Here is a 26,054-nt window from a genome sequence, read left to right on the forward strand (position 1 = left end):
GGCTACGCTCCCTGATCGATTGCTAGACGGTGACAACTCTACGCACTGCACAACCGGCGATCCCGCGCTTGCCTAGCAACTCGGCGGCTGCCCACCGGACGTGATCGCGTGCAGCGCATCTACCGCCTGGCTGAGCGTCTCGACCTTGACCAGCCGCAGGCCGGACGGATTGTCCGAACTGGCCTCGTAGCAGTTCTTCGCCGGCACCAGGAACACCGTCGCCCCGGCCGCGTGCGCGGCGACCATCTTGTGGGTGATGCCGCCGATCTGGCCGACCTTGCCGTCGGCGGTGATGGTCCCGGTTCCCGCGATGAAATTCGACCCCGCCAGGCCACCGGTGGTCAGCTTGTCGACCACGGCCAGGCTGAACATCAGTCCGGCGGACGGGCCGCCGATGTTGGCGAGATTGAAGTCCACGACGAACGGCGCCCACGGCGCGTCGAGCACCGCGACGCCCAGGTAGCCGTAGTCGCGGTCCTTGTTGGAGCCCAGCGTGATCTGCGCCACACCGGCGGGTTCGTTCTTGCGGCGGTAGTCGATCGTCACGGTCTGACCGGGTTTGGTGTTCTTCAGCAGCCCGGTGAAGGCGTCGACGGTCGCGACCGGGGTGCCGTTGACCGCGTCGATGGCGTCGCCGGCCTTCAGCTTGCCCGCCGAGGGACCGGGTTCGGGGACCTTCGCCACCGTGACCGCCGACGGGTACTTCAGATAGCCCAATGCCGCGTATTCGGCGCTGTCCTCGGATTGCTTGAAGTCGGCGCTGTTGGCCTTGTCCACTTCCTCCCGCGACTTGCCGGGCGGATAGATGATGTCGCGCGGCACCAGCTGTTCGGTGTCCGAAAGCCAGAGCGTCAGCGCCTCGCCCAGCGTCAGATCGTCGCGCTGCGAGACGGTCGTCATGTTCAGGTGACCGGTGGTCGGATGCGTCAGGGTGCCCTGGATCGCCACCACCTGCTTGCCGTCGACCTCGCCGAGCGTGTCGAAGGTGGGGCCGGGACCCAGCGACACGAACGGCACCGTCACCACCGCCAGCAACACACCGAACACCACGATCGGCACCAGCGCGACCATCAGGGTCAGGATGCGCCTGTTCACGCCGAATACACTAGACGGAGCGCGTCGCCGGTCATTCGGCTGCAAGGCCCCCCGTACGAGGTTCAGCTACAAGCTGACCCGCCGTCGCGCGCCTTCCGATCCCACGGTGAGTACCGTTGGGGTCATGGCTGACCTGCCGTTCGGCTTCTCCCCCGGGGAGGACCCCGACAAACACGGGAAGAAAGATCCCGATTCGGGGTCGAACCCCTCCGACCCGTTCGCCGCGTTCGGAATGAGCGGTGATTTCGGCATGGGTGACCTGGGCCAGATCTTCACCCAGCTGGGTCAGATGTTCAGCAGCGCCGGCACCGTCGGACCCGGCGGAACGGCTTCGGGGCCGGTCAATTACGAATTGGCGCGGCGCGTCGCCTCGAACTCGATCGGCTTCGTGGCGCCGGTGCCGGATACGACGAATTCGGCGATCGCCGACGCGGTGCACCTCGCCGAAACCTGGCTGGACGGGGCGACGGCGCTGCCCGCGGGCACCGCCAAGGCGGTGGGTTGGACTCCCGCCGACTGGGTCGACAACACGTTGGCGACGTGGAAGCGGCTGTGTGACCCGATGGCCCAACAGATCTCGACGGTGTGGGCGGCGTCGCTCCCCGAGGAAGCCAAGAGCATGGCCGGCCCGCTACTGCAGATGATGTCGCAGATGGGCGGCATGGCGTTCGGCTCGCAGCTCGGGCAGGCGCTGGGCCGGTTGTCCCGGGAGGTGCTGACGTCGACCGATATCGGTTTACCGTTGGGGCCCAAGGGAATTGCGGCGATCATGCCCGACGCCGTCGAGTCGTTCACCACCGGGCTCGAGCGTCCGCGCAGCGAGATCCTGACCTTTTTGGCCGCGCGCGAGGCCGCCCACCACCGGCTGTTCAGCCACGTCCCGTGGCTGTCGAGCCAATTGCTGGGAGCGGTCGAGGCCTACGCGATGGGCATGCAGATCGACATGTCGGGAATCGAGGAGCTGGCCCGCGACTTCAATCCGGCGTCGCTGTCGGATCCGGCGGCGATCGAAAACCTGTTGGGGCAAGGCGTATTCGAGCCCAAGGCCACGCCCGCGCAGACGCAGGCGCTCGAGCGCCTCGAGACGTTGCTCGCCCTGATCGAAGGGTGGGTGCAGGTGGTGGTGGCCGCCGCGCTGGGCGACCGGATTCCCGGCGCGGGCGCGCTCGGCGAGACGCTGCGCCGGCGCCGGGCCAGCGGCGGCCCGGCCGAGCAGACCTTCGCGACGCTGGTCGGGCTGGAGCTGCGGCCGCGGAAGATGCGTGAAGCGGCCGCGTTCTGGGAGCGCCTGACGCAGGCCGCCGGGGTCGACACGCGCGACGGCATCTGGCAGCACCCCGACCTACTGCCCAACGCCGAGGACCTCGATGAGCCCGCCGGTTTCATCGACCGTGTCATCGGTGGTGACACCAGCGGCATCGACGAGGCGATCGCCAAACTCGAACGCGAGGACCCCGACTCCGACGGCCCTGTGGACAACTGAACGGGCCGTCGCCCCCGCCGTGACACAGTGGCGCGGTGACTCAGCAGTGCCAGGCCGCGCTGTCCACCTACGCGCTGGACCCGGCGATGCCGGTGCTGCTGCGCCCCGACGGCGCGGTGCAGGTCGGCTGGGATCCCCGTCGCGCGGTGCTGGTACGTCCTCCGGGCGGTTTGGCCGCCGCCGAGCTGGCCACGCTGTTGCGGACCATGTCGTCGCCGACCCCGCTGCCGGAGTTGCAGCGACGGGCGCTTGACCGTGGCCTGACCGACACCGAGGGCCTGAGAAGCCTGGTGGCGCAACTGGTTCGGGCCGGGGTGGCGACCGAATGCGGGCGACCGCGCGGCCGGGCGCCGTCGGTGCGGGTGCACGGCCGCGGGCCGCTCTCGGAGTTGCTCGTGGAATCGTTGCGCTGCTCGGGCGCCCGGATCGCGCACAGCAGCCAACCGCACGCGGCGGTGTCGGCCGGCGACGTCGACCTGGTGGTGTTGTCGGACTACCTCGTCGCCGACCCGCGCATGGTGCGCGATCTGCACGACCAGGGCGTCGCGCATCTGTTGGTGCGGGTGCGCGACGGCATCGGGCTGGTGGGTCCGCTGGTGATCCCCGGGGTGACGAGCTGCCTGGGCTGCGCGGACCTGCACCGCAGCGACCGCGACGCGGCGTGGCCGGCGATCTGTGCGCAGCTGCGGGAAACCGTCGGCGTCGCCGACCGGGCCACCGTGCTGGCGACCGCGGCGCTGGCGCTGTCTCAGGTGAACCGGGTGATCGCGGCCGTGCGCGGCCAGGGCGCGGCGTCCGAGCCCGAACCGCCCCAGACGCTGAACGCGACGCTGGAATTCGATCTGCACGCCGGCGCGATCGTCGCGCGGCAGTGGGTCAAGCACCCGTTGTGCGCCTGCTGAGGGCGGTCCCGTGCGCTGACCTGCGGCGACGCGAGTTGACAACAAGCGTTGTCGGCTTCTCTCCACATCGCGTGGGCCATCATGGATGATGGTTACGTGGCAGACATCAAACGGGGCCGGGCTGCGCGTAACGCCAAGCTGGCCAGCATTCCGGTCGGATTCGCCGGTCGGGCAGCGCTCGGATTCGGTAAGCGGCTGACCGGCAAGTCCAGGGACGAGGTCCAGGCCGAGCTTCTGGAAAAGGCCGCCCACCAGTTGTTCACCGTCCTGGGTGAGCTCAAGGGCGGCGCGATGAAGGTGGGCCAGGCCCTGTCGGTGCTCGAGGCCGCGATTCCCGAGGAGTTCGGCGAGCCCTACCGCGAAGCGTTGACCAAGCTGCAAAAGGACGCCCCGCCGCTGCCGGCGGCCAAGGTGCACCGGGTGCTCGACGCCCAACTGGGCACCAAGTGGCGCGAGCGGTTCAGTTCGTTCGACGACACCCCGGTGGCCTCGGCGAGTATCGGCCAGGTGCACAAGGGCGTGTGGTCCGACGGCCGCGAGGTGGCGGTCAAGATCCAGTACCCCGGGGCCGACGAGGCGCTGCGGGCCGACCTCAAGACCATGCAGCGGCTGGTCGGGGTGTTCAAGCAGCTCGCGCCGGGCGCCGACATCCAGGGCGTGGTCGACGAGTTGATCGAGCGCACCGAGATGGAACTGGACTACCGGCTCGAGGCCGAGAACCAGCGCGCGTTCGCCAAGGCGTATCACGACCACCCGCACTTCGCGGTGCCGCGCATCGTGGCCAGCGCACCGAAAGTGGTGATCCAGGAGTGGATGCAGGGCATCCCGATGGCCGAGATCATCCGCCACGGCACCACCGAGCAGCGCGATCTGGTCGGCACCCGCCTGCTCGAGCTCACGTTCGACGCGCCGCGCCGGCTGGAGATGCTGCACGGCGACGCCCACCCGGGCAATTTCATGCTGCTCGACGACGGCCGCATGGGCGTCATCGACTTCGGCGCCGTCGCGCCGCTGCCCGGCGGCCTGCCGATCGAGCTCGGGATGAGCATCCGGCTGGCCCGCGACAAGAACTACGACCTGCTGTTGCCGACGATGGAGAAGGCCGGGTTCATCCAGAAGGGCCAGCAGGTGTCGGTGCGCGACATCGACGACATGCTGCGCCAGTACGTCGAACCGGTCGAGGTCGAGGTCTTCCACTACACCCGCAAGTGGCTGCAGAAGATGTCGGCCATCGAGATCGACCGGTCCGTGTCGCAGATCCGCACGGCCCGGCAGATGGACCTGCCGCCCAAGCTGGTGATCCCGATGCGGGTGATCATGTCGGTGGCCGCGATCCTGTGTCAGCTGGACGCCCACGTGCCGATCAAGGCGCTGTCCGAAGAGCTGGTGCCCGGGTTCGCCGAACCCGACAACGCGGTCGTCTAGTCTCGCGCGCTAGGCCGCCTTGCGGGGGCGGCCGCGGGGTCGTTTGAAGCTCAACACCGAACCGCGGTCGAAGATCTCGCCGCCCCACACGCCCCAGGGCTCGGCCCGTTCCAGCGCGGCCGCCAGGCACTGGCGGCGCACCGGGCAGTCGACGCACAGCGACTTGGCGCGTTCGAGATCGGCCGGCGCTTCGGCGAACCAGAGATCGGGATCGCCGGCGTGACACGGCAGGTCCGGCCTGGGGGCTATCCGTGCCGACATGTCCTACCACCTACTTCCTGGTCTGGGTTGCTGTCCTTGAGCGGTGATCCGGACCAGGTCGCTTCGTTGCCGACCGATAACTATGGCCACGGATCCTTGACTTCGGGTCCGTGGCCATCTGGGTGAAAACCGGGGCTGCTGCTTACGTTGCCTTCGGTGGGCCCCCGACTCCTACGGACGCGTCGGTCGCGGCGGCGGCGCGATGCTTACGCGCGGCCGCCGACACGGCGGCGGGTGCGGCATGGGAGGTACCCGCGGACAGCTCCGCGCGGGCCACGCCTACACCGAACGCGTCGCTGAGCATCGCGGCCACCCTCCTTCGTCCGTAGTGCCGAGTCGCGGTATCGAGGGTAAACGGTCACCGTCGTCGTCACAACCGATTTTCTGACCTGCGCGTTTGCCGGTCAGCGACCGCGAACCAGCTCCAGCACGTCGGGGCCGTACTGTTCCAGCTTGCGCGCGCCGATGCCGGGAATCGCGATCAGCGCCTCGTCGTCGTCGGGCCGCAGCTCGGCGATGGCGATCAGCGTGTTGTCGGTGAAGACGACGTAGGCGGGCACCTTCTGTTCCTTGGCGACGTCCAGCCGCCACGCCTTGAGCCGGAGCAGCAGGTCCTCGTCGATGTCGGCCGCGCAGGTCTCGCAGCGGCGCAGCATGACGGCCGCCGGGGTCGTGAGGTTGTTATTGCAGATCCGGCAGCGGGTCGCGGTGGCCCGGTTGCGCCGAGACTTGTTCGGCCCCGGCTCGGCCCGTGCCTGGGGTGCGATGCCGTTAAGGAACCGCGACGGCTTGCGGCCCTGGCGCCCGCCCGGGCTGCGGGCCAGCGCCCAGCTGAGCGCCAAATGCGTTCGGGCCCTGGTGATTCCGACGTAAAGCAGGCGGCGCTCCTCCTCGACCGCCTCGCTCTCGGCGCCGTGGGCCAGCGCGTGTGAGATGGGAAGCGTGCCGTCGGCCAACCCGACCAAGAACACCGCGTCCCACTCGAGCCCCTTGGCGGCGTGCAGCGATGCCAGCGCGACGCCCTGCACCACCGGTGGGTGCCGGGCGTCGGCGCGCATCCGAAGCTCGGCCAGCAGCCCCGGGAAGTCCAGCTGCGGGCGTTGGGCGACTTCGTCGTCCACCAGTTCGGCCAGCGCGCTCAGGGCCTCCCAGCGCTCGCGGGCGCGGGTACCGACCGGCTCCTGGGCCGTTAGGCCCAGCGGTTCCAGCACCGCGCGGACGACGTCGGGCAGGGGACCCTCCGCACCGCGCTCGGCGGCCCGATGCAGCGCCAGCAGGGCCTGTTTGATCTCCTGGCGATTGAAGAATCCCTCGCCGCCGCGGACCTGGTAGGCGATGCCCGCCTCGGTCAGCGCCTCCTCGTAGATCTCCGACTGCGCGTTGACCCGGTACAGCACGGCGATCTCGGACGGCGGGGTGCCGGATTCGATGAGCCGCGCGATCGACGCCGCGACCGCGGCGGCCTCGGCCGGCTCGTCGGGATGCTCGTGGAACGTCGGCGCGGGACCCGGCGGGCGCTGGCCCACCAGGTGCAGCTTGCTGCCGGCGACCCGCCCGCGGGCCGCGGCGATCACCTGGTTGGCCAGCGAGACCACCTGGGGGGTGGACCGGTAGTCGCGCTCGAGGCGCACGACGGTGGCGTCGGGGAAGCGGCGGGAGAAGTCGAGCAGGAACCGCGGCGAGGCCCCGGTGAACGAGTAGATGGTCTGGTTGGCGTCGCCCACCACCGTCAGGTCGTCGCGGTCGCCCAACCAGGCGGTCAGCACCCGCTGCTGCAACGGCGTGACGTCCTGGTATTCGTCGACCACGAAGCAGCGGTAGCGGTCGCGGAACTCCTCGGCCACCGCCGGGTCGTTTTCGATCGCGGCCGCGGTGTGCAGCAGCAGGTCGTCGAAATCGAGCAGGGTGACGTGTTCGCCGCGCGCTTTGAGGGCCTCGTAGGCGGCGTAGACGCCGGCGATCTGGGCGGCGTCCAGTGGGATGTCCCGCCCGGCGGCGGCCACCGCGGCGGGGTATTCCTCGGGGCCGATCAGCGACGCCTTGGCCCACTCGATCTCGCCGGCCAGGTCGCGCACGTCGTCGGTGCTGGCGTTGAGCCGGGTGCGGCTGGCCGCCCGGGCCACCACCGCGAACTTGCTGTCCAGCAGCTGCCACCCGGTGTCACCGACCACCCGCGGCCAGAAGTACCGCAGCTGCCGGTGGGCGGCGGCGTGAAAGGTCAGGGCCGAGACCGCGCCGACGGCCGGCCCCGTGCCCGCCGCGGCGTCGATCGCCCGCAACCGGGAGCGCATCTCCCCCGCCGCCCGCTGGGTGAACGTGACCGCCAGCACCTGGCCGGCGGCGACATGACCGCCGGCGACCAGCTGGGCGATCCGGTGAGTGATGGTGCGGGTCTTGCCCGTTCCGGCGCCGGCCAGCACGCAGACCGGGCCGCGCGGAGCCAGCACGGCCTCGCGCTGCTCGTCGTCCAGCCCGGCTGTCAGTGGATCGGCGACCGTCGGCATGGCGTCCATAGTGGCTTCCCATACTGACAAGTCGCCGTGCGAGCTGAGGCATCGCCACGCCCGAATCGGATGGCCTGGCGTGTCGCCACGGCGCGTCGCGTCCCACTCCTTCGCATACCGCTGCGCGGAATGCATCGTCGCCGGGCTACCCCCGAGCGCCCACTCCTCCGCATCCCGCTGCGCGGAATGCATCGTCGCCGGGCTACGTTATCGGGCTATGACCACTGCCCCGCTCACCGTCTACACGACCTCCTGGTGTGGCTACTGCCATCGGCTCATGACGGTGCTCAAGTCCAACGGAATACCGTATGAGGCGGTCGACATCGAGCACGACGCGGCGGCCGCTGACTTCGTCAGCTCGGTCAACGGCGGCAACAGGACGGTCCCGACGGTGAAGTTCGCCGACGGGTCGACGCTGACCAACCCGAGCGCGGCCCAGGTGAAGGCGAAGCTGGCCGAGACCGGTAGCTGAGCAGGCCCAGTCAGTCGATCGCGGCCCAGGATTCGATGATCACCCGCGCGATCGAAATCGACCCGGGCAGCAGGAGTTTCGACTCCGAGGAACTCGACCAGTCCCCGGCCGCCAGCGCCTCGCGCACCTCGTCGCGCGTGAACCACGCCGCCTCGGCGATCTCGCCGTCGTTGAACGAAAAGTCCTGCGCCGGGTCGCCGACGGCGTGGAAGCCGACCATCAGCGAGCGCGGGAACGGCCACGGCTGACTGCCCAAATAGCGCACGTCACGCACGGTCAGCCCGATCTCCTCACGGATCTCCCGAGCCACACACCCCTCGAAAGACTCACCGGCCTCGACGAATCCGGCCAACAGCGAGAACATCCGCTCCGGCCACACCGCCTGGCGCGCCAGCACCGCGCGGTCGCCGCCGTCGTGCACCAGACAAATCACCGCCGGGTCGATGCGCGGGAACTCCTCGTGCCCGGTGACCGGGTTCACGCGTGACCAACCCGCCCGGGCCGGACGTGTGGGTGAACCGTCCACCGAGCTGAATCGAGACTTCTCATGCCAATTCAACAGTGCGACAGCCGATGACATCAGCTGGCCGCTGGTGTCGTCGAAGATCGGGCCGAGGCTGCGCAAGTTCACCACCTCGGTGCGCGCGTCGGGGTCCTCCGGGGCCTGCAGCGCGCCGCGGATCGCCCACACGTGGCGGCCACCCTCGAGGCGCCCCAGAAACACCGCCTCCGACGGCGGCTTGTCGCCGAGTTCGGCGGCGGCACCCAGCACCACCCGGCCGTCGGAAACCAGCACCTGATTGCGCGAGTCCACCCGCAGCAGCGCCGCCTCGGCCCAGCCCGCGGTGGCCGCCTCGACGTCGGTGCGCAGCTGATCGGCTCGGTCGGCTCCGACGCGCGACAGCAACGGGACGCTGCGCAGCTGAAAATCCGCGATCGCCATCAATGCCCCACGCTTCGGATGTAGAGCAGGCGGTCGTTGGCCTCGACGGCGTCCACCTCCGGGGCGTCGATGCGCCACAGGTGCCCGTCGCGCACCACACCGAGCACGATGTCGCGCAAATGCCGCGGCGAGCCGCCCACTTCGCTCTGCTCGACCTCACGCTCGGCGATGGCGAGCCCGGCGTCGGGCGTCAGCAGGTCCTCGATCATCTCCACGACGCTGGGCGTCGTGGTGGCAAGCCCGAGGAGCCGGCCCGCGGTCGCCGACGAGACCACGACCGAGTCCGCCCCCGACTGCTGCAGCAGGTGCTGGTTCTCGGCCTCCCGGATCGAGGCGACGATCTTGGCGTTGGGCGCGATCTCGCGCGCGGTCAGCGTCGCCAGCACCGCGGTGTCGTCGCGGCTGGTGGCGACGATGATGGACGCGGCGTGCTGGGCCCCGGCCAGCCGCAACACATCGGCCTTGGTGGCGTCACCGTGGACGGTGACCAGGCCCGCGCTCTCGGCGTGCTCGAGCGTGCTGCGATCGGTGTCGACGACGACCACCTCCGCCTGGATGGTTTCGTCGCCGAGGATCGCGGCCACCGCCGTTTTGCCCTTGGTGCCATAACCGATCACGATGGTGTGATTGCGCACTCTGCTCCTCCAACGCTGAATCTTCCACCCTTGGCGAGACCGCTCGGAAAGCACTTCGAGCGTGGTGCCGACCAGCACGGCCAGGAACGCGATCCGCAGCGCGGTGAAGATCAGGGTGTGCACCAGGCGCGCGGTTTCGGTGTACGGCGTGATGTCGCCATAGCCGGTGGTCGACAGCGAAACCGCCGAGAAATACAGGCAGTCCAAAAATGTCAGCGGCTCGTTGCGCACATCGCGGAACCCGTCGCGGTCCAGGTAGACGATGACGGCCGCGCCGAACAGCACCACCAGGGCGATGGCCAGGCGGCGGGTGATGACCCGAATGGGGCTGGCGTGCTCTTCGGGGATGCGCACCACGCCGATCAGCTGGTGACCGCGCTGGGCGGTCAGCGTTTCGTCCAGACCGCTCAGCTTTCGGGACCTACCGTTGCCCACGGCGGCCCGTCATCGGTTTGATTTCCGCGCACGAGACACGCACGCGTCTTATGTAACCACGGGCACCGCCTCCCCGATACTCGGGCGGCGCGGGTCACACCGCGTACCGTCCGGATCGATCAGCAACCCGGCCAGCTCGGCGGCGCTCGGCAGTTCGCCGGGGACCACGGTGGTACCGGCGCGCACGTAGTAGAAGGCGGTGCGCACCGACGATTCCGCGACCCCGGCCAGCGCCGCCCAGGCCATCCGGTACACCGCGAGCTGGACGGCGGCCTGGCGCAGCGCCTCCGCGCCGTGCGGCGGTTCGCCCGTTTTCCAGTCCACGACGGTCGCGCCGCCGTCGGGATCGGCGAACACCGCGTCGATGCGCCCGCGGACCAGGGTCTCACCGATCGGCATCTCGAACGGCACCTCGACGGCGACGGGAGTCCTTGCGGCCCAAGGAGATTCGGTGAATGCGGCCTGCAGCGCGGCCAATTCGGCGCTGTCGCCGACGTCGGAGTCCGCCGCACCCGGCAGATCGCCGAGATCGAACAGGCATTCTGCGCCGTAGAACTTCTGGACCCAGGAGTGAAACGCATTGCCCAGCAACGCATGCGGATCCGGCCGCGACGGTAGCCGATGCCTCAACCGCTGCGCGGTGCCCGCCGGGTCGCGCGCCAGGCCGACCAGGGAGCTGACCGACAGCTGGCCGGGCAGTTCCCGGACCGGTGGCTCGATCAACCGCGCCCGTTCGGCCAGCAACGCATCGACGTCGGCGGCCCAGCCGTCGACATCGGCGCACGGCCGACCGGGCCCGGCGGCGAGCGCCCGCCTCACCAGCGTCGCACCGCGCTCGACCTCCTCGCGCCGCACGGCCAGCGGGTCTGCCGGCCACACCGCTTCGATAACGTTGTCGCGAAGCGGGTTTCGCTCGCCGTCGGCGGGCGACGGCGCCCAGTGCTCCACGGTTCCGCAGGGGTCGCCCGCCGCGGCCGCACGGTCGATGACGTCCTTGATCTCCACCAGGAAATCCGACGGGCCGCGCGGCTTGACCCCGGTGGCGCCCCAGTGGTGCCCGGACACCAGCAGGGTGTCCTCGGCCCGGGTGATCGCGACATACAACAATCGGCGCTCCTCGTCCACGCGCCGCTGATCGAGCTGGCGGAGATGCTCGGAGATCTTGTCCGACAGTTGTTTTCGGTTGGTGACGTCCGAGGTGTCGAGCACCGGGATGCCCAGCGCCCCGGCGGCGGCGCGGTCGCCGCGAAGCAGCGGGGGCAGCTCCGCGGCGTCGGTGAGCCAGGTGCTCCTGGACGCGGTCGACGGGAACGTCCCACCCGAGAGGTGCGCGACCGCCACCACCTCCCATTCGAGTCCCTTCGCCGAATGCACGGTGAGCACCTGGACGCGGTCGCGCGCGACCGCCAAAGGTGCCGGCGCCAAACCGTTCTCGACCGCCTCGGCGGCATCCAGAAACCCCAGCAGCCCGCCCACCGAGGCGGTTGCGGACGCGTCCAGCCGCGTGGCCGCGCCGTCGGCGCGCTCGGCGTAACCGGCGACGACGTCGGCGAACGCGTCCAGGTGCTCGGTGCCGGCCCAACCCGCCGCCACCCCCGCCGCGGCCCGGACCTCGCAGTCGACGCCCAGCACGCGGCGCACCTCGGCCACCAGGTCGGCAAGGGGATGGCCGAGGTGGGCGCGCAGGGCGCTCAGCTCGGCGCCCAAGGCGGTGATCCGCTGATACCCCGCCGCCGAATACGAGCCGGCCGGACCCGGGTCGGCGATCGCGTCGGCCAGGCAGACGGTGTCGGCGTCGACGTGCGAGGGGTCGGCGGCGCGCGCAATCGCCTCGGGCGAGGGCGGCGCGGGGTCCCCCGCGGTCCCGCCGAGCGCGCGCGCACGCTGCCACAGCGCGGCGATGTCGCGGGCGCCGAGGCGCCAGCGCGCGCCGGTGAGCACCCGCATCGCCGCCGCGCCGGCCGTCGGGTCGGCGACCAGCCGCAGCATGGCCACCACCTCGGCGACCTCGGGCACCGACAGCAGCCCGGCCAGCCCGACCACCTCGACGGGAATGCCGCGCGCCCGCAACGCGTCGGCGATCGGCGCGGCGTCGGCGTTGCGGCGCACCAGCACCGCGGCCGTCGGCGGGCTCACGCCGTCGGCCCGGGCCCGCCGGTAGTGGGCGTCGAGTTGGTCGGCGATCCACTCGCGCTCGGCCACCACGTCGGGCAGCAGGGCGCAGCGGACCGTGCCGGGCGGGGCGTCCGGGCGAGGGCGCAGCGCGTGCACGGCCACCGATCGCCGCCGCGCCTCGGCGGATACGGCGTTGGCGACCCGCAGGGTCCGCGGCGGATTGCGCCAGCTGGTCCGCAATTCCAGGGCGGGCGCGGGTGTGCCGTCGGAGCGGGGAAAGTCGGTGGTGAACCGGGGCAGGTTGGTCGCCGAGGCCCCGCGCCAGCCGTAGATGGACTGGATGGGGTCGCCCACGGCCGTCAGCGCCAGCCCGTCGTCGACCCCGCCACCGAACAGGGCCGACAGCGCGATGCGCTGGGCGTGGCCGGTGTCCTGATACTCGTCGAGCAGCACCACCCGGTAGCGGGCGCGCAGGTCCTCACCGACCTGGGGGAAGCCCGCCGCCAACCGCGCGGCCGAGGCCATCTGCATGCCGAAATCCATCACTTTCTCGGCGCGCATGCGCTCGTCGAGCGCGTCCAGCAGAGGCACCAACTCCGCGCGCTCGGTCTGGGTGCCCAGCAGGCGCAGTAACCATTGGCTGGGACCGCGCTCCCGCTGATAGGGCCCCGCGGGCAGGCCATGGACGAGCCGCTCTAGCTCGACGTGGGTATCGCGCAGCTGTCCGGTGTCGACGAGGTGTTCGGCCAACTGTCCCCACAGGCGCAACACCATCGAGGTGACGGCGGCCGGGGTCTTGTCGGTGTGCAGCTCGCCGCGGTAGCCGTTGACCACGTCGAAAGCCAGCTGCCACAGCTCGGTTTCGCTGAGCAACCGGGTGTCGGGCTCGACGGGCAGCAGCAGCCCGTAGTCGCGCAGCAACGAACCCGCGAACGCGTGGTAGGTGCTGATCACCGGGGCGCCCTCGGGCTCGGCGACGGCATCGCCGACCGGGCCCAGGCCGACGCCGGCCAACCGGGCCAGCCGGGACCGGACGCGGCGCAGCAGCTGGCCGGCGGCCTTGCGGGTGAACGTCAGTCCCAGCACCTGGGCGGGTTCGGCGTAGCCGTTGGCGATCAGCCACACCACCCGTGCGGCCATGGTCTCGGTCTTACCGGCTCCGGCCCCCGCGATGACGACCAGCGGGCCCGGCGGCGCGGCGATGACCGCGGACTGCTCCTCGGTCGGCGGGAAAAGGCCGAGCGCGCAAGCCAATTCGCTCGGGTTGTAGCGGGCGTTCATCGGGCCGCCCCGTCGGTGTGCGCCGGGCAGCACGGCCGGATGGGGCAGTGCGTGCAACCGTCGTTGCGCCGCGCCACGAACTGCGGGCCGGCCGTGGCGGCGGCGGCACGCCGGATGACCTGTCGCCATTCGTCGCCGGCGTCCGCGGTGAGCGGGTCCTGTTCGCGTTCGACGGCCCCGGCCGCCCCGGCCTTGCCGACGTAAACCAGCCGCGCCCCACCGGGTTCCACGGTGTCGCCTCCGGGGGCCACCAGGCCTTCGGATACCGCCAGCTGATACATCGCCAGTTGGGCGTGTTGTTGGGCGTCGTCCTTGCTGACCGGGGACTTGCCGGTCTTGACGTCGACGATCACCAGCCGGCCGGCGGCGTCGCGCTCCAGCCGGTCGACGCGGCCGCGCAGCCGAACCTGTTCCCCGTCACCGGTTTGAAGGGTTCCGTCGATCTCGACCTCGACGCCGACCTCGGTGAGCGCGCCGCGGCTCTGGCTTCGCCACTCGACGAACGCCTCGAGCATCGCGCGGTGACGGGCCAGCTCGTTGTCCGAATGCCATTGCGCCGCAAAGGGTAGGTGCTGCCAGGCGCGCTCCAGCTCGGCCAGCAGTTCGGATTCGCTTCGATGCGGTTCGGCGATCAGCGCGTGCACTACCGAACCGATGGTGGAGCGCAGGTCGCGCGGATTGGTCCCGCCGTGGCGTTCGGCGAGCCAGCGCAGCGGGCAGTCGGTCAGTGTCTGCAGGGTCGACGGGGTCAGCGTCACGACGTCGCCGCCACCCCGCAGCGGCTCACCGGTGCTGACCGGGGTCAGGCCGTGCCAGCCGGCCGGGTCGGCGCCGGGCACCCCGGCTTTGGCCAGGCGGGCCAATTGCGTTGCCGCGCAGTCGCGGGCGAGCTCGTCCACCGCCCCGTCGGGGGCGCAGACCACGCCCCGCAGCCGGCCCACCAGCGCAGCCGCCGACAGCACCCGGGGCGCCGAAACAGGTTGCAGCGCAGTCGTTTCCACGTCTTCGTCGGCCCATTGCGCGATGTCGAAGAAGAACGGCGACGGCAGCGCGGCCGCGTGGTCCGCCCCACCGGTGTCGCTGTCGACCGCCGTCACCAACAGCCGCCGGCGGGCACGGCCCATCGCCGCCACCAGCAACCGCCGCTCCTCGGCCACCAGGGGTGCGCGCATCGAGGCGTCCGCGGTGACCCCGTCCAGCTCGTCGAGCAGCCGCTGGGTGCCCAGCACACCGCCCCGCGGAACGGTGTTGGGCCACAAACCATCCTGCAATCCGGCGATGACCACGAAATCCCATTCGTGTCCCAGCGCGGCGTGCGCGCTGAGCACCCTGACCTGCCCCGCCGTGGCGGCCGGCTCGGGGTTGGCGTTCGGCAGGTGCAGCGCGGCGACGTGCTCGACCAGGCCGCGCAACGACGCGCCGGAAGTGCGCGACACGTAGTCGTCGGTGATGTCGAACAACGCGGTGACCGACTCGAGATCCCGGGTGGCCTGGGCCGCGGCGGGGCCGCCGCGCTCGCTGACCGACAGCCAGCGGCGCTGCAGCCCGGACCGGTCCCAGGCGGCCCACAGGGTGTAGCGCGGGTCCTCACCGGCTTCGTGGCACCGCGCGGCAGCATCCAGCACCGCGCGGACCTTGCGCAACGAACGGAACTGTGGACCCGGCGGCACGGCGCCCGACAGCGTCTCGACCAACAGCTCGGCGAAGTCGCCCGGCGGGCGATCGGGGTTGGCGCGCTGCAGGGTTCGGCGCAGTTGCCGCAGCGAAACCGGGTCGACGCGGCCGATGGGGCCGGTCAGCAACGCCAGCGCCTGCTGCCCGTCCAGCCCGTCGGCGGCGGCCAGCAGCACGGTCAGCAGCGCGCGCACCGCCGGCTCCTCGGCCAGCGGCCCGGTGGCGGCGGCCGCGGCCACCGGCACCCCGGCGGCGGCGAGCGCGCGCGGCAACCGCGCGCCGGCCCGCGGTACCGACCGGACGATGACCGCCATCTGCGACCAGGGCACGCCGTCGACCAGGTGCGCCCGCCGCAGCGCGTCGGCGATCGCCGCCGCCTCGGCGTGCGCCGAGGCGGCGAGGCGCACCGTGACCGATCCCTCCCCCGCCCCGGCGCCGTCGATCCGGCGGCCGGCGCCGCCGCCGGGCAACCGGGCGGCGATGCCGCTGACGGCGCGGGCCACGGCGGGCGCGCAGCGATGCGACGTCGTCAACGTCACCGCCGGGCCGTCGCCGTCGAGCAGCCCGGCCGGTTCGCCGCCCCGGAAGCCGAACACCGCCTGATTGGGGTCCCCGGCGATCAGCGCCAGCTCGGCGCCCGCCGCGAGCACCCGCACCAGGCGGGCCGCCTGAGGGTCGAGCTGTTGGACGTCGTCGACCAGCAGGACCCGGATCCGGCCGCGTTCGGCCGCCAGCAGCTCGGGGTCGACGGCGAACGCCTCCAGCGCCGCGCCCACCAATTCGGCGGCGCCCAGCGCGGGTGTCGTCGCCTCCGGCGCGGCCGTGCCGACCGCCGCGCGCAGCAACATCACCTGCTCGTACTGGCGTGCGAATTGCCCCGCGGCGATCCATTCCGGCCGGCGGCAACGACGGCCGAGCCGCTCCAGTTCCCCTGGGTCGATACCGCGTTCGGCGCAGCGGGCCAACAGGTTTCGCAGTTCCGTGGCGAACCCCGCGGTGCTCAGCGCCGGCCGCAGCTGCGCCGGCCACGCGGACGTCGCGCGGGGGCCGTCGTCGAGGTCTCCGGCCAGCAGCTCCCGGATGATGGCGTCCTGCTCGGCGCTGGTGACCAGCCGCGGGGGCGCATCGCCGGCCCGTTCGGCGGCGCGCCGCAAGACCGCGTAGGCATACCCGTGCACGGTCCGCACCAGCGGTTCGCTGACGGCGACCCGGCCCGGTCGGGAGCGCAGCAACGCCGTCGTCAACGCGCTGCGCTCGGCCATCCCGAGCCGGCCCGAACCGGTCAGCAGCAGAACCGATTCCGGGTCGATCCCGGCGTCGATCCGGGCGACCGCGGCGTCGATCAGCAGGCTGCTCTTTCCGGTTCCGGGCCCGCCGAGCACGCGAACGATCCCGCGCGCGCCGGGCGCCAGCACAGCGCTCGCGTCGGCCTCCCAGGTGTGTGCCATGGCTGCATGCAATCACCAGGGTGTGACAAGTGGACCCGGCCAGCGCCGACGCGAGCTCTTACCCTGGAAGTCGCAGCAGCGCGAAGAATGGTCTCAAGGCTGCAGAAGGAGGGGTTGACGACCATGACGGACGAGCACGGCTTTCCCATCGACGAGGCGCCCGAGGGCGACGCGGTGGAGCAACTGCGGCCCGCCGATTCCGACGACGACGCCGGCCTGGACACCGATTACGTGAGCGCCCGGGACCGCGAGGCCAACGAAGCCGACGTGATCGAGCAGGCCTACGTCGTGTCCGCGGACGACGATCGGGACGACGATCGCTGAGGACCGCCCGCGACGCCCGGTGACGGCGGCTGGCACCATCGACGGGTGACCGCGAAGTTGTACGTCCACCGCTACGGTCCGTCCGGTCCGGCGCGGATCCTCGCGCTGCACGGGCTGACCGGGCACGGGCAGCGGTGGCAACACCTGTCCGGCCTGCTGCCCGAGATCGGCCTGGCCGCACCGGATCTGCTCGGCCACGGCCGGTCCTCGTGGGCGGCGCCGTGGACCATCGACGCCAACGTCTCGGCGCTGTCCGCGCTGCTCGACGCGCAGCCCGGCACGCCGGTGGTGGTGGTCGGCCACTCGTTCGGCGCAGGGCTCGCCATGCACCTGGCCGCGGCCCGGCCGAGCCAGGTTTCGGGGCTGCTGCTGCTCGATCCGGCGATCGGGTTGGACGGCGCGTGGATGCGCGAAATCGCCGAGGCCATGTTGTCCTCGCCCGACTATCCCGACGCCGAGGAAGCGCGCCTGGAAAAGGTGCACGGCTCGTGGTCGGACGTCGAGCCCGCGCTGCTCGAGGCCGAGCTCGACGAGCATCTGGTCGCCCTCCCCAACGGCCGCTACGGCTGGCGCATCAGCCTGCCGGCGATGATGGCGTACTGGAGCGAGCTCGCCCGCGACGCGGTGCTGCCGCAGGCGCAAACGCCGACGATCCTGGTGCGCGCCAAGCGAACATCGCCGCCGTATGTCACCGACGAACTCATCGCGGGCCTTGCGCAGCGGCTGGGATCGCGTTTCCGGCTGCTGGATTTCGACTGCAACCACATGGTGCCCTACGCCAAGCCCGACGACGTCGCCGCGCTGGCCCGCGAGCTACTGGAAGCCCGCTGACCGTGGCGCCGGTGACCGACGATCAGGTCGAGCGGGTGCGGGCGCTGGTCGCCGCCATCCCGTCCGGCAGGGTGGCCACCTACGGCGACATCGCCTCGGTCGCAGGGCTTTCCAGCCCGCGGATCGTCGGCTGGATCATGCGGACCGACTCCTCGGACCTGCCGTGGCACCGCGTCATCACCGCCTCCGGGCGCCCGGCGCGCCACCTGACCACCCGGCAGCTGGAGCTGCTGCGCGCCGAAGGCGTGCTTGCCCGCGACGGCCGGATCGCGCTGGGCGAGGTTCGCTACGAATTCCCGGACGGGGCCTAGTGGCGATCGCCAGCGCGGCCGTGGCGATCGCAAGCGCGGTGCAGCCGGGCGCAGCGGGTCGCCACTACAGGCCGAAGCCGGGCGCAGCGGGTCGCCACGCAACTAACCTAGAGCACCAACCGGACCAGCGCCGCGGTGCGGGCCAGACCGGGGAACGCCTCGGCGGTGGACCGCGGGTGCAGCGCATGGACCGCCAGGCGAAACATCAACGCCCGCAACAACATCTGCGGCCATTCCGGTAGGGCGTTCCAGCGCTCGATGAGTCCGTCGTCGGCCTCACCCCAGGACAACGCGTCGATGACGGCCACGCCCGCCGCCCACGACGCGGGCCGCCAGTACGGGGTGATGTCGGTGATGCCCGGCGCCGCGGTGCCCACGAAAAGCACTGTGCCGTAAAGGTCCCCGTGGACCAGCTGGTTCGGACTCTTGGTCGGCTTGCGCAACGTGGCGAGCTGGTTGAGCAACTCCACCGAGCGCTCGGCGTCCGCGGTGGCCGGGGCCACCCGCGCGCCGGGCGGCACCGAGGCCAGGGGCCGTTCCTCCCACGCCGCGCGGTCGGCGGCGATGAAAATGTCGACGTCCCCCCAGGGCGCCGCGGGGCCCTGGGTCAAAAAGCGGGGGCGTTCCAGTTTGCCCGTCGCCTCGTGCAGGCGCACCGCCGCCGAGACGACCTCGTCGTGGCGAGGCTCCGGCGTCCCCGCGACGAAGGTGTCCGCCCGCCACCCGGAAACGACGTAGCGCCCGTCGGTGGACCGGACCGGGCGGGCCAGCCGGACGCCGTCGACGAACAACGTCTCGCGGACCCGGGCGGACCACGCCGCGCGGGCGTTGTCGGCCACCAGCGACAGGACGACCTCGCCGCACCGCCAGCCGCCCTCCCAGCTGGCGCCCAGATAGATGGGTTTGACGCCGGCCAAACCGAACGCCGACAGCACATGGTCCGGCGGTGGCTCGACTGTCACACCGGTACTCTAAACGAGTCCAACAGCGGCGAAGCTCAGTACAGGATCATGTCGGGTTGCATCTGCTGCGCCCAGGCCACAATTCCGCCCTCCAGGTGCACCGCATCGGCGAACCCCGCCTGCTTCAGCACCGCCAGCGCCTGCGCCGAGCGCACGCCCGTTTTGCAATACAGCACCGGCATGCGGTCCCGCGGCAGCTTTGCCAGACCCTCACCCGAGTTGATCGACGACTGCGGGACCAGCTGCGCGCCCTCGATGTGCACGATGTCGAACTCCACGGGCTCGCGGACGTCGATCAGGGCCAGCTCCTTGCCGGAATCCAGCAGCTCGCGCAGCTCCCGCGGGGTGATGGCCGTCGCGTCGCCGGCCGGGGTGTCGGCGGTCGCGCCGCACAGCTGCTCATAGTCGACGAGCTCGGTGATCTTCGGCCTCGACGCGTCGGACGGGTCCCGGCGAATCGCGATCGTGCGGTAGGTCATCTGCAGCGCGTCGTAGATCATCAACCGGCCCAGCAACGAATCGCCGATGCCGGTGATGAGTTTGATCACTTCGGTGCTCATCACCGAGGCGATGGATGCGCAGACGATGCCCAGCACGCCGCCTTCGGCGCACGACGGAACGGTGCCGGGCGGCGGCGGCTCCGGGTACAGGTCGCGGTAGTTGAGGCCGCGTCCGTCCGGCGCGTCCTCCCAGCACACCGAGATCTGGCCCTCGAATTGGTAGATCGAGCCCCACACGTACGGCTTTTTCGCCAGCACCGCCGCGTCGTTGATCAGGTACCGGGTCGCGAAGTTGTCGGTGCCGTCCACGATCAGGTCGTAGCAACTGAACAACTCGACGGCGTTGGTGGAGTCCAGGCGCACCTCGTGCAGGCGCACGTCCACCAGCGGGTTGATCGCGAGCATCGACTCCCGCGCCGACACGGCCTTGGGACGCCCGACGTCGGCCACGCCGTGAATGATCTGGCGGTGCAGGTTCGATTCCTCGACGACGTCGAATTCGACGATGCCGATCGTGCCCACGCCGGCCGCGGCAAGGTACAGCAAGGTCGGCGCCCCCAGGCCACCGGCGCCGATCACCAGCACCCGGGCGTTCTTGAGTCGCTTCTGCCCGTCGACCCCCAGGCCGGGAATGATCAGGTGACGGCTGTAGCGGGCCACCTCGTCGCCGGTCAGGTGGTCTGCGGGTGCCACCAGCGGCGGCAACGACGACACGGACAACATCTCCTCGGTCAGCTTCGTGGTTCTGCTTATGAATCCATCACAGCAGCCCGCCGGGGCGACGGCAACGAAGGCACTCGGCCGCTAGGCGATCGGGTACGGCCAGGGGTTGAAGCGGCAGGTTTTCCCGTCGGCCTTGACGGTGTCGGGGTCGAACTGCGCGGCGTCGTTGTTGGACGTGGAGAACGTCTGCTGCATCATCACCGGCGCCAGGGCGCCCTGCTGTTCGCAGGCCTCGTGGTGCAGGTATCCGATGGCGTGGCCGACCTCGTGGTTGATCACGTATTGCCGGTACGAACCGATGTCCCCTTCGAACGGCACGGCGCCGCGCACCCAGCGCGCCTCGTTGATGAAAACCCGCGCCTCGCGGTTGGCGCCGAAAACCGGGTTGTAGCAGGACGTCTCCAGCCGGAATTCGTAGCCGCACCCCTCCCGCACCGTCACCGGCGACACCAGCGAGATCCGAAAGTCGGGCTTTGCCCCACTGGCGCCGTCGATCCGGATGAAAGCGAACTGCGGGTTGTGCGTCCAGCCCTTCGGATTGGCCAACGTCTGGTCGACCATCTGCGCGAACGCTTCGTCGTCGCCGAACATCGTCGGGTCGATGCCGTTCTCCACCTCGACGGTGTACCGGAACACCTTGGCGGTGCCCTGGCCGAACTGGGGCGTCGCGCCCGGCACCGCGTGCCACGTCTTGTCGCCGGCTTCGGTGAAGGGGCCGCCGTCGGGCAACGTCCCGGCCGGCAGGTTGGCGTCGAACGCGGCGAGCCCACGCGGCGGCGCGTCGATGATCGTGGTGCCCACCGCGCCGATCGCGGGCGGACTCTCGATGGGCTGGCTGTTCGTGGGCTTCGACGCGCCGGCGCCGGTCACCGTCTGGTACATGACCACGGCCGTCAGCACCGCCAGGACCGGCAGCGCGTACGCGCGCCAGCCGTAGGTGGAGACGAACCGCCCGAGCCACGTTTGTTTGCGCCACTGCCGCTGCCGCTCACGGTCGGCCCGCGCCCGCCCGGCTTCCGGGGCGGCCAGGGGGTCACGCAGCGCCCGCAGCGGCTCGCGCCACTCGTCGCGCAGCACCGGCACGCGACCGCTGCTGCGCGGGGGTCGCTGCGACGTCATTTTCCCAGGATTACACAGCGGACCACCCACGCCGACCGTGGCGCGCCCGAATCCGGCGCCCGACACCGCTTCTGCCAGGTACGACGACGCCGACGGCGGGAGCTCCAACCCCGCGGGTAGTAAGGTCTTTTCAACGAGCTGCGAGCGGCTAGCCCCGGTGGACCGACGGCCGGCCGTCGACAATCAGATGAGGACTCGATGAGCGAACTCGCCAAGATGCCGGCACGGCGTGCCGTCAGATCGGCTGACCGCGGCAGGCCGGCGGACGGCGCCGCGGCCCCCAACCGGCGGGGCAACCGGCTGCCCCGCGATGAGCGCCGCGGCCAGTTGCTCATCGTCGCCAGCGACGTCTTCGTCGACCGCGGCTACCACGCGGCCGGCATGGACGAGATCGCCGATCGCGCCGGGGTTAGCAAACCCGTTCTGTACCAACACTTTACGAGCAAGCTCGAGCTGTACCTCGCCGTGCTGGCGCGGCACGTGGAAAACCTGGTCTCCGGCGTCCAGCAGGCGTTGAGCACCACCAAGGACAACCGCCGGCGGTTGCACGCCGCGGTGCAGGCGTTCTTCGATTTCATCGAGCACGACAGCCAGGGCTACCGGCTGATCTTCGAAAACGACTACGTCACCGAGCCCGAGGTGGCCGCCCAGGTGCGCGTGGCCACCGAATCCTGCATCGACGCGGTGTTCGCGTTGATCAGCGAGGATTCCGGGCTGGACCCGCACCGCGCGCGGATGATCGCCGTCGGGCTGGTCGGCATCAGCGTCGACTGCGCCAGGTACTGGCTCGACTCCGATCGCCCGATTTCGAAGGCGGACGCCGTCGAGGGCACCGTCCAGTTCGCCTGGGGCGGACTGTCACACGTGCCGCTGACCCGCTCCTAGCGTCCCTTGCCGGCATGTTTGCCGGCTTCGATTTCGGCACCGATCCCGAAGCCGACCCGCCGCGCGTCGGCGACGCCGATCTCGACGTAGGCGATCTTGCTGGTGTGGATCAGGAAGCGACGGCCCCGCTCGTCGCTCAGTCGCAGCAGCCCCGACCCCTCGCCGAGCGCGGCGCTGACCAGGTCTTCGACTTCGGCGGGCGTCTGGTCGCTGGCAAGGACCAACTCGCGCGGACTATCCGTGATCCCGATCTTGACCTCCACGGTCACCCCTTCCGTAGGCATTGAAGTCGTGCGCGGGCGGCGAAGTCCCAGCCCCGTCAGCAGCAGGCTAGTTGACGCGGCCGACCCCCACCTCGTCGCGTCCCCACACTTCGCGGTCAGCGAAACTTCGGTCGCGCGCCGATAACGATTCGCTTGCAGGTTGTCTCACACACCCGCGCGATACCCGATCCGCGCTTTCGCATGGCTAACTTCGGCCCCATGGGTACCACATTGCCGCACCTCGACGACCGGATCCGGAGCTACCCGGACGACGACGCTGACGACTGCGACACCGACCCCTACCTGAACGCCGACTACAACTGGACGGGCTGGCCGGCCGATTCACGCTGGCGACCCGCGACGGCGATCCTCGGCGCGGTGGTGGCCGTCGGCGCCATCGCCACCGCCGTCATCATCAACAGCGGCGACAGCGCGTCAACCAAGGCCACGCTGGGAGCGCCGGCCCCCCACCCGGTGACCTCGGCACCCGCGACCACCAAGGCGTCCGCGCCACCGAGCCCCTCGCGCGTGGCCCAGCTGCCGCCGGAGACCGTGACGACCGTCACCACACCGAGCGCCGCGCCCAGCACCCCGGCGGCCCAAACCCCCACGGCCGCACCGCCTCTCGCGCCCGCGCCGCCGACGGCCGCGCTGAACCCGCGCACCGTCGTCTACAGCGTGAGCGGGACCAAGCAGCTGCTGGACCTGGTGAACGTGGTCTACACCGACGCGCGGGGCGTCCCGCAGAGCGAGTTCAACGTCTCGCTGCCGTGGTCGAAGGTGGTGGTCCTCAATCCCGGCGTGCAGACCGAATCCGTGGTCGCGACCAGCTTCTACGGCCAGCTCAGCTGCTCGGTCTTCAACGCCGCCGGTCAGCGGATCATGGCGTCGGGCAGCCCGTCGAACATGGCGACCTGCTCGCGCTGAGTTTGACGGCCGTCAGCTCAGGCCCAACTCGTGCATGCGGCGGTCGTGCGTCTGCTGCAACCGATCGAAGAACGCGTTGAGCTGGCCCAGCCCGCCGGCGCCCGACATCACCAGGTCGACGAGCTCGTCGTGGTCGGCCAGCAGGTACTGGGCCTGGGTGATCGCCTCGCCGAACAGCCGACGGGACCACAGCGCGAGCCGGCTGCGTTGCTTGCCGCTGGACGTGACGGCGGCGCGCACCTCGGCGACCACGAACTGCGAGTGCCCGGTCTCGGCCAGCGCCCCCCGCACCACGTCGGCAACCTCGTCGGGCAGCCCGTCGGCGATCTCCAGGTACAAATCGGCGGCCAGGGCGTCACCGACATACGTCTTCACCAAGGCTTCCAGCCACGTGCTGGGCATCGTCAGGCGGTGGTAGTTCTCCAGCGCCGACACGTACTTCGACATCGCCGACACGACGTCGACGCCGCGGCTTTCCAGCGCGTCGCGCAGCTGCTCGTAGTGCTGCATCTCCGCGGCGGCCATGCTCGCCATCGAGATCCGTCCGCGCAGGTCAGGGGCCATCCGCGCCTCGTCGGTGAGCCGGTAGAACGCGGCGATCTCGCCGTAGGCCAAGACCGCGAACAACTCGTTGACCCCGGGGTGATCGGCCGACAATCGCGGGGCAGCCGACTCCTCCACTTGGTCGGTGGAAGAGAGCTGGTAAGAGGGCCGGGTCATGGCAACACTGTAGTCGGCGGAGTTGGCGCGAAACGGGTGCCGGAGCTCGACCAGCTATCATGTAGGTAGATGGCGGTGTTATTTGTGCCAAATGTTCTTCCCACGCCGCTATCGGCGAAATGTGCGTGCACAGCAGGCCCGCCCGGGCTGGGACCCCCAGACTGAGCCGGAGCCCGCGACTCGGCGACGTATTCGGAGTCGGAACTCGTGCGCGCGTGACCGCGACAGAGAAACACCCGACACAATCCGATACGTCTTCGAGAGGCTACCTACCCACGCATGACCACACTGACCAGCACAACTGAACTGACCTTTGCTCAACTCGGTGTCCGCGACGAAATCGTGCGCGCACTCGCCGAAAAGGGGATCGAAAGCCCTTTCGCCATCCAGGAACTGACCCTGCCGCTCGCGCTCGCCGGCGACGACCTGATCGGGCAGGCCCGCACCGGCATGGGCAAGACCTTCGCCTTCGGGGTGCCGCTGCTGCAGCGCATCACCTCAGGCACCGCCGCGCGGCCGCTCAACGGAACACCCCGCGCGCTGATCGTGGTGCCCACCCGCGAGCTCTGCCTGCAGGTGACCGATGACCTGGCGCTGGCGGCCAAGCATTTGACCGCCGACGAAGGCCGCCGGCTCTCCGTCGTCCCCATTTACGGCGGCCGCCCCTACGAGGCGCAGATCGAGGCGCTGCGCGCCGGCGCCGACGTCGTGGTGGGCACCCCGGGCCGGCTGCTCGACCTGAGCCAGCAGGGCCACCTGCAGCTCGGTGGGCTCTCGGTGCTGGTGCTCGACGAGGCCGACGAGATGCTCGACCTCGGCTTTTTGCCCGACATCGAGCGCATCCTGCGGCAGATCCCCGTCGACCGGCAGTCGATGCTGTTCTCGGCGACCATGCCGGACCCGATCATCACGCTGGCCCGCACCTTCATGAACCAGCCCACCCACATCCGGGCCGAAGCGCCGCACTCGGCGGCCACCCACGACACCACCGTCCAGTACGCCTACCGGGCGCACGCCCTGGACAAGGTGGAGCTGGTCAGCCGGATCCTGCAGGCCGAGGGCCGCGGCGCCACGATGATCTTCACCCGCACCAAGCGCACCGCCCAGAAGGTCGCCGACGAGTTGGCCGAGCGCGGTTTCGCGGTGGGCGCCGTCCACGGCGACCTCGGACAGGTGGCACGCGAGAAGGCGCTCAAGGCTTTCCGGACCGGCGACATCGACGTGCTGGTGGCCACCGACGTGGCCGCGCGCGGCATCGATATCGATGACGTCACCCACGTCATCAACTACCAGATCCCCGAGGACGAGCAGGCGTACGTGCACCGCATCGGGCGCACCGGCCGCGCCGGCAAGACCGGCGTCGCCGTCACCCTGGTGGACTGGGACGAGCTCACCCGCTGGGCGCTGATCGATAAGGCGTTGGGGCTGGACAACCCCGAACCCGCCGAGACCTACTCCAGCTCGCCGCACCTGTACGACGAGCTGAGCATCCCCGCCGATGCCGGAGGCACCGTCGGTGCGGCCCGCAAGGCGCAGGGCGCGCGCCGCACCGGTGAGCGCGCCACCCAGAAGCCGGGACAGAAATCGGAGAAGACCGCGCGGCGGTCCGGGACGCGGCGGCGCACCCGCGGCGGCCAGCCGGTCAGCGCGCACCCGTCGGGCAACGGCGCCGCGAGCAGCAACGGTGATGCCGCCGCGGAAACGCCGGCCGGCTCCCCGCCGGGAAACGCCGGCTCCAGCCGTCGCCGCCGTCGGCGCCGCAAGCCGGCGGAAGCCGCCGCGGCGGCCCCCACCGCGCAAAACAACTAATTCCCCG

At 70.8% G+C, this 26,054-nt stretch carries 22 protein-coding genes; 10 read left to right on the forward strand and 12 right to left on the reverse strand.

Features of this window, described 5'->3' with window-relative positions:
* Positions 1–72 precede the first annotated feature (72 nt).
* Positions 73–1,095 carry a YlbL family protein gene (locus OCQ_RS20015; RefSeq protein WP_009955776.1) on the reverse strand — a complete coding sequence of 341 codons (1,023 nt, stop codon included), beginning with the start codon at positions 1,093–1,095 and terminating at the stop codon, positions 73–75.
* A gap of 106 nt (positions 1,096–1,201) precedes the next feature.
* Here OCQ_RS20015 and OCQ_RS20020 point away from each other — a divergent pair, with 106 nt between their 5' ends.
* The 3 genes from OCQ_RS20020 (at position 1,202) to OCQ_RS20030 (ending at position 4,905) form a co-directional block, all read left to right on the forward strand.
* Positions 1,202–2,578 (forward strand): zinc-dependent metalloprotease, encoded by a 1,377-nt coding sequence (locus tag OCQ_RS20020; protein ID WP_162130200.1) that lies wholly within the window; start codon positions 1,202–1,204, stop codon positions 2,576–2,578.
* A gap of 86 nt (positions 2,579–2,664) precedes the next feature.
* Positions 2,665–3,480 carry a cyclodehydratase gene (locus OCQ_RS20025; protein WP_179300182.1) on the forward strand — a complete coding sequence of 272 codons (816 nt, stop codon included), beginning with the start codon at positions 2,665–2,667 and terminating at the stop codon, positions 3,478–3,480.
* 81 nt (positions 3,481–3,561) lie between these two features.
* Positions 3,562–4,905, forward strand: a complete 1,344-nt coding sequence (locus OCQ_RS20030; protein ID WP_008259631.1) for a macrolide-binding ATPase MABP-1 — start codon at positions 3,562–3,564, stop codon at positions 4,903–4,905.
* A 9-nt stretch (positions 4,906–4,914) separates the two neighbouring features.
* Here OCQ_RS20030 and OCQ_RS20035 read toward each other — a convergent pair whose 3' ends face one another.
* Together OCQ_RS20035 and OCQ_RS20040 are read right to left on the reverse strand one after the other, a co-directional pair.
* Positions 4,915–5,166 carry a WhiB family transcriptional regulator gene (locus tag OCQ_RS20035; protein WP_008259632.1) on the reverse strand — a complete coding sequence of 84 codons (252 nt, stop codon included), beginning with the start codon at positions 5,164–5,166 and terminating at the stop codon, positions 4,915–4,917.
* Positions 5,167–5,570: 404 nt separating this feature from the next.
* Positions 5,571–7,670, reverse strand: a complete 2,100-nt coding sequence (locus OCQ_RS20040) for an ATP-dependent DNA helicase UvrD2 (RefSeq protein WP_162130201.1) — start codon at positions 7,668–7,670, stop codon at positions 5,571–5,573.
* A 217-nt stretch (positions 7,671–7,887) separates the two neighbouring features.
* Here OCQ_RS20040 and mrx1 point away from each other — a divergent pair, with 217 nt between their 5' ends.
* Positions 7,888–8,142, forward strand: a complete 255-nt coding sequence (gene mrx1 / locus OCQ_RS20045; protein ID WP_008259646.1) for a mycoredoxin Mrx1 — start codon at positions 7,888–7,890, stop codon at positions 8,140–8,142.
* Positions 8,143–8,152: 10 nt separating this feature from the next.
* Here the strand turns inward: mrx1 and nudC are convergent, their stop codons facing one another.
* The 4 genes from nudC to OCQ_RS20065 are packed head-to-tail and all read right to left on the reverse strand — an operon-like array spanning position 8,153 to position 16,673.
* Positions 8,153–9,085: an NAD(+) diphosphatase gene (gene nudC, locus OCQ_RS20050; RefSeq protein WP_008259652.1), complete on the reverse strand. Its 933-nt coding sequence runs from the start codon at positions 9,083–9,085 to the stop codon at positions 8,153–8,155.
* A complete protein-coding gene (locus OCQ_RS20055; RefSeq protein ID WP_008259653.1) occupies positions 9,085–10,155 on the reverse strand; it encodes a potassium channel family protein in 1,071 nt (356 codons plus the stop codon). Before OCQ_RS20055 ends, nudC begins: the two co-directional genes overlap by 1 nt.
* A 48-nt stretch (positions 10,156–10,203) precedes the next feature.
* Positions 10,204–13,551, reverse strand: coding sequence for an ATP-dependent helicase (locus OCQ_RS20060; RefSeq protein WP_014385635.1), 3,348 nt, complete (start codon positions 13,549–13,551; stop codon positions 10,204–10,206).
* The gene (locus OCQ_RS20065; protein WP_014385636.1) at positions 13,548–16,673 is read right to left on the reverse strand and encodes an ATP-dependent helicase; all 3,126 of its coding nucleotides are present in this window, start codon (positions 16,671–16,673) and stop codon (positions 13,548–13,550) included. The genes OCQ_RS20060 and OCQ_RS20065 overlap by 4 nt, the downstream gene beginning before the upstream one ends.
* A gap of 123 nt (positions 16,674–16,796) precedes the next feature.
* Between OCQ_RS20065 and OCQ_RS20070 the strand changes: the two genes are divergently transcribed.
* Genes OCQ_RS20070 through OCQ_RS20080 form a run of 3 tightly spaced genes read left to right on the forward strand, consistent with a single transcriptional unit; the run spans position 16,797 to position 18,139 of the window.
* Positions 16,797–16,997, forward strand: coding sequence for a hypothetical protein (locus OCQ_RS20070; RefSeq protein WP_041785165.1), 201 nt, complete (start codon positions 16,797–16,799; stop codon positions 16,995–16,997).
* A gap of 45 nt (positions 16,998–17,042) precedes the next feature.
* Complete coding sequence (locus OCQ_RS20075) at positions 17,043–17,828, forward strand: alpha/beta fold hydrolase (protein WP_014385638.1); 786 nt, start codon at positions 17,043–17,045, stop codon at positions 17,826–17,828.
* Positions 17,829–17,830: 2 nt separating this feature from the next.
* Entirely contained in the window at positions 17,831–18,139 is a 309-nt protein-coding gene (locus tag OCQ_RS20080) for an MGMT family protein (RefSeq protein WP_009955653.1), read from the forward strand.
* 107 nt (positions 18,140–18,246) lie between these two features.
* Here the strand turns inward: OCQ_RS20080 and OCQ_RS20085 are convergent, their stop codons facing one another.
* From OCQ_RS20085 to OCQ_RS20095, 3 genes are all read right to left on the reverse strand, one after another.
* Positions 18,247–19,101, reverse strand: a complete 855-nt coding sequence (locus OCQ_RS20085) for a TIGR02569 family protein (RefSeq protein ID WP_041785168.1) — start codon at positions 19,099–19,101, stop codon at positions 18,247–18,249.
* A 35-nt stretch (positions 19,102–19,136) separates the two neighbouring features.
* Positions 19,137–20,324, reverse strand: coding sequence for an adenylyltransferase/sulfurtransferase MoeZ (gene moeZ, locus OCQ_RS20090; RefSeq protein ID WP_014380918.1), 1,188 nt, complete (start codon positions 20,322–20,324; stop codon positions 19,137–19,139).
* Between the two features lie 81 nt (positions 20,325–20,405).
* Complete coding sequence (locus OCQ_RS20095; RefSeq protein ID WP_014712236.1) at positions 20,406–21,443, reverse strand: DUF3152 domain-containing protein; 1,038 nt, start codon at positions 21,441–21,443, stop codon at positions 20,406–20,408.
* A 198-nt stretch (positions 21,444–21,641) separates the two neighbouring features.
* Here OCQ_RS20095 and OCQ_RS20100 point away from each other — a divergent pair, with 198 nt between their 5' ends.
* Positions 21,642–22,328, forward strand: a complete 687-nt coding sequence (locus OCQ_RS20100) for a TetR/AcrR family transcriptional regulator (RefSeq protein ID WP_008259670.1) — start codon at positions 21,642–21,644, stop codon at positions 22,326–22,328.
* Here the strand turns inward: OCQ_RS20100 and OCQ_RS20105 are convergent.
* Positions 22,325–22,591: a DUF3107 domain-containing protein gene (locus tag OCQ_RS20105; RefSeq protein WP_036389938.1), complete on the reverse strand. Its 267-nt coding sequence runs from the start codon at positions 22,589–22,591 to the stop codon at positions 22,325–22,327. The genes OCQ_RS20100 and OCQ_RS20105 overlap by 4 nt on opposite strands.
* A gap of 219 nt (positions 22,592–22,810) precedes the next feature.
* Between OCQ_RS20105 and OCQ_RS20110 the strand changes: the two genes are divergently transcribed.
* Positions 22,811–23,518: an MmpS family transport accessory protein gene (locus OCQ_RS20110; RefSeq protein ID WP_014712237.1), complete on the forward strand. Its 708-nt coding sequence runs from the start codon at positions 22,811–22,813 to the stop codon at positions 23,516–23,518.
* A 12-nt stretch (positions 23,519–23,530) separates the two neighbouring features.
* Here OCQ_RS20110 and OCQ_RS20115 read toward each other — a convergent pair whose 3' ends face one another.
* A complete protein-coding gene (locus tag OCQ_RS20115; protein ID WP_041785170.1) occupies positions 23,531–24,238 on the reverse strand; it encodes a ferritin-like fold-containing protein in 708 nt (235 codons plus the stop codon).
* A gap of 279 nt (positions 24,239–24,517) precedes the next feature.
* On the opposite strand from OCQ_RS20115, the gene OCQ_RS20120 reads away from it, so the two are divergent.
* Positions 24,518–26,047 carry a DEAD/DEAH box helicase gene (locus OCQ_RS20120; protein ID WP_014380922.1) on the forward strand — a complete coding sequence of 510 codons (1,530 nt, stop codon included), beginning with the start codon at positions 24,518–24,520 and terminating at the stop codon, positions 26,045–26,047.
* Positions 26,048–26,054 lie beyond the last annotated feature (7 nt).

Source organism: Mycobacterium paraintracellulare (genome assembly GCF_000276825.1).
Lineage (GTDB): Bacteria > Actinomycetota > Actinomycetes > Mycobacteriales > Mycobacteriaceae > Mycobacterium > Mycobacterium intracellulare.

Coding starts and splice junctions, on each gene's coding strand:
- OCQ_RS20025 (WP_179300182.1), top strand. CDS start 2,665: ATGCCGGTGCTGCTGCGCCCCGACGGCGCGGTGCAGGTCGGCTGGGAT.
- OCQ_RS20030 (WP_008259631.1), top strand. CDS start 3,562: ATGGATGATGGTTACGTGGCAGACATCAAACGGGGCCGGGCTGCGCGT.
- OCQ_RS20035 (WP_008259632.1), bottom strand. CDS start 5,166: ATGTCGGCACGGATAGCCCCCAGGCCGGACCTGCCGTGTCACGCCGGC.
- OCQ_RS20040 (WP_162130201.1), bottom strand. CDS start 7,670: ATGCCGACGGTCGCCGATCCACTGACAGCCGGGCTGGACGACGAGCAG.
- mrx1 (WP_008259646.1), top strand. CDS start 7,888: ATGACCACTGCCCCGCTCACCGTCTACACGACCTCCTGGTGTGGCTAC.
- nudC (WP_008259652.1), bottom strand. CDS start 9,085: ATGGCGATCGCGGATTTTCAGCTGCGCAGCGTCCCGTTGCTGTCGCGC.
- OCQ_RS20060 (WP_014385635.1), bottom strand. CDS start 13,551: ATGAACGCCCGCTACAACCCGAGCGAATTGGCTTGCGCGCTCGGCCTT.
- OCQ_RS20065 (WP_014385636.1), bottom strand. CDS start 16,673: ATGGCACACACCTGGGAGGCCGACGCGAGCGCTGTGCTGGCGCCCGGC.
- OCQ_RS20070 (WP_041785165.1), top strand. CDS start 16,797: ATGACGGACGAGCACGGCTTTCCCATCGACGAGGCGCCCGAGGGCGAC.
- moeZ (WP_014380918.1), bottom strand. CDS start 20,324: ATGTTGTCCGTGTCGTCGTTGCCGCCGCTGGTGGCACCCGCAGACCAC.
- OCQ_RS20095 (WP_014712236.1), bottom strand. CDS start 21,443: ATGACGTCGCAGCGACCCCCGCGCAGCAGCGGTCGCGTGCCGGTGCTG.
- OCQ_RS20100 (WP_008259670.1), top strand. CDS start 21,642: ATGAGCGAACTCGCCAAGATGCCGGCACGGCGTGCCGTCAGATCGGCT.
- OCQ_RS20110 (WP_014712237.1), top strand. CDS start 22,811: ATGGGTACCACATTGCCGCACCTCGACGACCGGATCCGGAGCTACCCG.
- OCQ_RS20115 (WP_041785170.1), bottom strand. CDS start 24,238: ATGACCCGGCCCTCTTACCAGCTCTCTTCCACCGACCAAGTGGAGGAG.
- OCQ_RS20120 (WP_014380922.1), top strand. CDS start 24,518: ATGACCACACTGACCAGCACAACTGAACTGACCTTTGCTCAACTCGGT.